The sequence below is a fragment of the Halomonas sp. BC04 genome (assembly GCF_000568385.1).
Map to the genome: position 1 here is coordinate 1 of NZ_AZQX01000115.1, position 5,477 is coordinate 5,477.

At 65.7% G+C, this 5,477-nt stretch carries 7 protein-coding genes; all 7 read left to right on the forward strand.

Annotated features, from left to right (window positions below; all coding sequences use genetic code 11):
- The coding region (locus Q427_RS08210) for an SUMF1/EgtB/PvdO family nonheme iron enzyme (RefSeq protein WP_155833484.1) at positions 1-354 on the forward strand (354 nt) is incomplete at its 5' end.
- A gap of 99 nt (positions 355-453) precedes the next feature.
- Positions 454-1,326: a putative selenate ABC transporter substrate-binding protein gene (locus tag Q427_RS08215; RefSeq protein WP_051496231.1), complete on the forward strand. Its 873-nt coding sequence runs from the start codon at positions 454-456 to the stop codon at positions 1,324-1,326.
- Complete coding sequence (locus tag Q427_RS08220; RefSeq protein ID WP_043512799.1) at positions 1,326-1,979, forward strand: ATP-binding cassette domain-containing protein; 654 nt, start codon at positions 1,326-1,328, stop codon at positions 1,977-1,979. The genes Q427_RS08215 and Q427_RS08220 overlap by 1 nt, the downstream gene beginning before the upstream one ends.
- Entirely contained in the window at positions 1,979-2,926 is a 948-nt protein-coding gene (locus Q427_RS33635; protein ID WP_231613540.1) for a PhnE/PtxC family ABC transporter permease, read from the forward strand. The genes Q427_RS08220 and Q427_RS33635 overlap by 1 nt, the downstream gene beginning before the upstream one ends.
- Positions 2,923-3,372: a PhnE/PtxC family ABC transporter permease gene (locus Q427_RS33640; RefSeq protein WP_231613542.1), complete on the forward strand. Its 450-nt coding sequence runs from the start codon at positions 2,923-2,925 to the stop codon at positions 3,370-3,372. Before Q427_RS33635 ends, Q427_RS33640 begins: the two co-directional genes overlap by 4 nt.
- A gap of 198 nt (positions 3,373-3,570) precedes the next feature.
- Positions 3,571-3,942: a DUF5362 family protein gene (locus tag Q427_RS08230; protein ID WP_043512802.1), complete on the forward strand. Its 372-nt coding sequence runs from the start codon at positions 3,571-3,573 to the stop codon at positions 3,940-3,942.
- A gap of 624 nt (positions 3,943-4,566) precedes the next feature.
- Positions 4,567-5,477: sulfate reduction electron transfer complex DsrMKJOP subunit DsrO (gene dsrO / locus Q427_RS08235; RefSeq protein ID WP_231613544.1), on the forward strand; the 911-nt coding region annotated here is incomplete at its 3' end.

Sequence of the window (5,477 nt, forward strand, 5' to 3'; positions counted from 1 at the left end):
GCAAACGCCGCTTCCCCTGGGGTGACTCGCCGCCGGAGGCACGCCAAGCCAATCTGGACGGCTGGTGTCTGGCACCGCGGGATGTCGCGGCACTGCCCGACGCGACAGTGCCTTCGCTGCCGCCAGATGCTGGGCAACGTCTGGGAGTGGACGGCYTCGCCCTTCGGTCCCTTCCCGGGCTTCGAACCCGAGCTCTACCGCGACTATTCGGCCCCCTGGTTCAAGGAGGGCCGCTACGTGCTGCGCGGCGGCGCCTGGGCCACACGAGGGCGACTGATTCATAATAGCTACCGCAACTTCTTCACCCCGGAGCGCCGGGATATCCTGGCGGGGTTTCGTACCTGCGCGCTGTGAGCGAGGACAGATCCGGGATTTTCGGTATCATGCCCGTTTCGGTCTACCAGGCTCCAGTGCCCGTTTTCGCTGCCGACTTTTTCACAAGGATTGTCCACCATGCGCCGCAACCCCTTGCCTGCTCTCACCCTCCTGCTCGCTACACTCCTGACGCCCGCCCTGGCCGCCGCCCAGACCCTGGTCTTCACCGCCATCCCCGACGAGGATGAGACCCGCCTGCAGCAGCGCTTCCAGGCCGTGGCCGACTACCTCGCCGAGACGCTGGAGGTCGAGGTGCGCTTCATTCCGGTCACCTCCTACGCCGCCTCGGTCACCGCCTTTCGCAACAACCAGGTGCAGCTGGCCTGGTTCGGCGGCTTCACCGGCGTGCAGGCACGCCAGCTGGTACCGGGCTCCCGCGCCATCGCCCAGGGTGTGGAGGACCCCGACTACAAGAGCTACTTCATCGCCAACCAGGCCACCGGCCTCGTACTCCATGACGGCGACACGGCCCCCGAGGGGCTGCGTGGCCTGACCTTCAGTTTCGGCTCCCAGAGCTCGACCTCGGGGCGTCTGATGCCGGAGTACTTCCTGCGCGAGCACCTCGGGGCCTCACCCGACGAGCTGTTTACCCGGGTCGGCTTCAGCGGCAACCACAGCCGCACCATCTCGGTGGTGCAGTCCGGCGCCTACCAGGCCGGCGTGGTCAGCTACAAGGCGTGGGAGAACGAACTCGAGGCGGGCAACATCGACCTGGACCGAGTCCAGGTGATCTGGGAGACGCCACCCTATCCCGACTACCAGTGGACGGTGCGCGGCGACGTCGATGAACGCTTCGGTGATGGTTTCACCGAGCGCCTGCAGCAAGCGCTGCTCGACATGGACGACCCCGACCTGCTGGCCAGTTTCCCCCGTGCGGGCTTCATTCCGGCCGAAGACGATGATTTCAGGGAAATCCTCGAGGTCGGCCAGTCCCTGGGGCTGCTCGACTGATGACCGTACTGGCGCTGCATGACGCGGTCGCCACCTATGGCGAGGTGCGCGTGCTCGGCCCGCTGAGCCTGACCCTGGCACCCGGCGAGTGCGTGGCGCTGGTGGGCCGCAGCGGTGTCGGCAAGTCGACGCTGCTGTCGGTGATGTATGACCGCTGGCGCAACCAGGGAGCCGCCCTGATGCCCCAGGACCTCGGCCTGGTGGCGACACTCTCGGTATTCCACAACGTCTACATGGGCCGGCTCGACCGCCACCCCTGGTGGCGCAACCTGCTGACACTGGCCCGTCCTCGGCCCCGCGACGTGACGGAAATCGGCGCCCTGCTCACCCGGCTCGGTCTCGACGACAAGCTCTGGACCCCCTGCGGCGAGCTTTCCGGCGGGCAGCGACAGCGCGTTGCCGTGGCGCGGGCCATCCATCAGGACGGCGGCATGCTGCTCGCCGACGAGCCGGTCTCGGCCCTCGACGGMCCCCTCTCCGAGGTGACCCTGACCGCCCTGACCGACGCCTACCCCACCGCGGTGCTGGCCATGCACGACGTGGACCTGGCACTGCGCTACTGCAGCCGGGTGATCGGTATCCAGGATGGCGACATTGCCATCGACCAGCCCAGCCACCGCCTCTCCGCCACCGACCTGCTGCCGCTCTACTGATGCCGTTGACCGCCACCCGTCGCGTTACCCTGGGGCTCGTCCTGCTGGCTGCGGTGTGCCTGATGTTCGGCGATTTCGAGATCAGCACCCACGACCCCTGGCACGCCCTGGGCCGCCTGTTCATGGGCTTGATCCAGCCCGACTTCTCCCGGGTGGACTTCCTTGGCGAGGCCCTGCTGCGAACGGTGGCCTTTGCCTTCGTCGGCGTGGGCCTCGGCGCGGCGGCCGGCATGCTGCTGGCCCTGCTCTTCCGCTATTTCTGGGTGCGCACCTTCTGCGCCTTCATCCGCGCCATACACGAGCTGTTCTGGGCGCTGATCTTCCTGCAGAGCTTCGGCCTGCACCCGATCACCGGGGTACTGGCCATCGCCATCCCCTACGCCGGCACCTTCGCCAAGGTCTACGCCGAGATACTCGACGAATGCGACCCGCAGCCGGAGCGCACCCTGCCCCAGCGTGCCGGACGGCTCTCGGCGCTGGTCTATACCCGTATCAGCCAGGCCTGGCCCCACCTGGTCAGCTACACGGCCTACCGGCTGGAGTGCGGCCTGCGCTCCAGTGCGGTGATCGGTTTCGTCGGCATGCCGACCCTGGGCTTTCACCTCGCCGGCGCTTTCGCCCAGGGTCACTACGGCACGGTGGGGGCCTTGCTGCTGCTCTTCTACGCACTGATCGCCAGCCTGCGGCTATGGGCGCGGCCACGGCTGCTGCCTGTCTACCTGCTGGCCTCCCCCTTCCTGCTGGGCACCGGCTTGCCGATCATGTGGAGCAATGTCTCGCGCTTCTTCACCCACGACATCGTGCCGGCCCCGCTGCGCCGGGGCGAAGGACTGGAAGGCCTCTGGCCTTGGTTCAGCGAGCTGCTCCTGGGTCAGGCCCTGCCCGGCATCTGGAACACCCTGCTGCTGACCCAGATCGCCTGGTGCTCACCGGGGTGCTGGCGATGACGCTGTTCCCACTGATCTCCCACCATTTCACCGGACGCCACTTCACCGGCCGTGTGCGCGGTGCCATTGGGCACGGCGTGCTGGTGGTGATGCGCTCCACCCCCGAGTACCTGCTGGCCTTCATCCTGCTGCAGCTGTGGGGGCCCTCGATGCTGCCGGCGGTGGTTGCCCTGGCGCTGCACAACGGCGGCATCATCGGCCACCTGGTCGGACGCCGTAGCAACGAGATCACACTGCGCCAGGACGCCCCGGGCGGCATGAACCGCTACGCCTACGAGGTGGCGCCGCGGGTCTATGGCCCCTTCCTGGCGCTGCTCTTCTACCGCTGGGAGATCATCATGCGCGAGACGGCGATACTGGGCATTCTCGGTATCGCCACACTGGCTTCTACGTCGACAGTGCCATCCAGGAACTGCGCTTCGACCGCGCCATGGTGCTCATCCTGATCACCGCGCTGCTCAACATCGGGGTGGATATCCTGGCCCGGCATCTGCGTGCCCGCCTGCACCTGAGCCACACGGCCCGCAGCGAGCCCTGAAGCGCATGGCAGGGGTGAACGCCCCCTTCAAACGGAGGGTGACATCCAGCCAGGACGGCATGATAGTGGCAGGTCTCGCAACCATCACCGTGACAGGGGGAACTTCATGGAACAGGGCAGCCCGCAGGCAAGCTTACGCGACCTTATCGAGCCGCTTCATCGAGGCAAGTTCTGGATGCAGCTCACCGGGGTGATGCTGATCCTGTCGGGGATCTTGACGGCCCTTTCCATTATCGGCCTGATCGTGGCATGGATCCCGATCTGGGCCGGCGTGGTACTGATGCAGGCCGCAGGCTCGGCTAGCCGTGTCTACAACAGCGGGGAGCCTGGTGAGATGAAAATTGCCATGGGCAAACTGAAGACCTACTTCACCATCTTCGGCGTACTGATCTTGATTTACCTGATCATTGCCGTAATCGGCCTGTTGTTCGGCGCCATTGGCATGGGCGGTATGATGAGCGGCATCGGAGGGATGTAAGCCAATCACCACACCGGCTGTAAAGCAAACACCTCTGCCGGATAACCGACAGAGGTGGCTCGCGGGAGGCCATAGGGATTACCCCGATTCCCTCATTCTGCCTGACGCGGCCGAATCGTCCTGATACGAGCCGTCACCGGGGGCAGGGGGTCTCGCTCGAGCAGCGAGGCCTCAGTGCTGCAGAGTCGGTTGCGGCCCTCGGCCTTGGCCCGATAGAGGGCAGCATCGAGGCGCTTCAGCCAGCAGGCGTCCGGCTCAGCATAAACTCTTCACCACCCCAGCGCACCAGCACATCCGCCTCTCGCAGCTGCTCCTTGCAGAGTGCCACCAGCGTGGTGAAGGGGGGCCTGGCAGTCCTTCGTCAGGCTCCTCCTTATGGGCGGCTCACTCCATCAGATCGGTCAACCTACCGCTCGCGACACCCACCCGGACCGGCTTTTTTCAGCTCACCCTTCCCATCAAACATCCACTATATCAATCGCTTCGCACAAATATTAACGCAATATTAAAAGCATGCTAATGTTTAGTTGACTTATATCAAGCCACTAGCCCTTGGCCGAAGGTAGGCTTCCGGTTAACCCATCCCGGGGCGATCCCCCGCGACACCCAGCCACCGGAGGTGCCATGGACTCTATTCGCCGCTCTCTTCTCGGCCAGCTGGCCCGCCTCAGCGCGGGTGCCGCCCTGATACCGCTATCGAGCGTTGCCAGCGCGGGCATCAACAGCCAGCCGCCACGCCGAGAAGGCGACCCCACCAAGCGCTACGGCATGCTCATCGACCTGCGCCAGTGCATCGGCTGCCAGGCCTGCACCGTGTCCTGTCATATCGAGAACGACGCCCCGCTGGGCAAGTTTCGCACCACCGTCTCCCAATACGAGGTGGAGCACCAGGAGAGCGGCGAGCTGGCCACCTTCATGCTGCCCCGCCTCTGCAACCACTGCGAAAACCCGCCCTGCGTGCCGGTCTGCCCGGTGGGGGCGACCTACCAGCAGCAGGACGGCATCGTGGTGGTGGACAGCGACCGCTGCGTAGGCTGCGCCTACTGCGTCAACGCCTGCCCCTACGACGCCCGCTTCATCAACGACAGGACCCAGACCGCCGACAAGTGCACCTTCTGCGCTCACCGCCTGGAAGCCGGCCTGCTGCCGGCCTGCGTGGAGAGCTGCGTAGGCGGCGCGCGGATCATCGGCGACATGCGCGACCCCGAGAGCCAGATCAGCCGCATGATCGCCGAGCACCGGGACGAGCTAATGGTGCTGCAGCCCGAAAAGAACACCCTGCCCCAGGTCTTCTACCTCGCATGGACGAGCGCTTCATCACGCGCCCGCTCGCCGAGCCGGTGGCCCTGGAAGTCCTCGACCCCCACGGCAAGGAGATGGGTTATGAATTCCATGGCCATTGAGCTGCTCGCCCCACGCTACGCCATCGCCTGGTACCCCTGGGCGGTACAGTACTTCTTCCTGATCGCCATCTCCTACGCCACCCTGTGGCTGGCGGCCCCGGCCCTGGTGTTCGGCAAGAAGGCGTGGCTGCC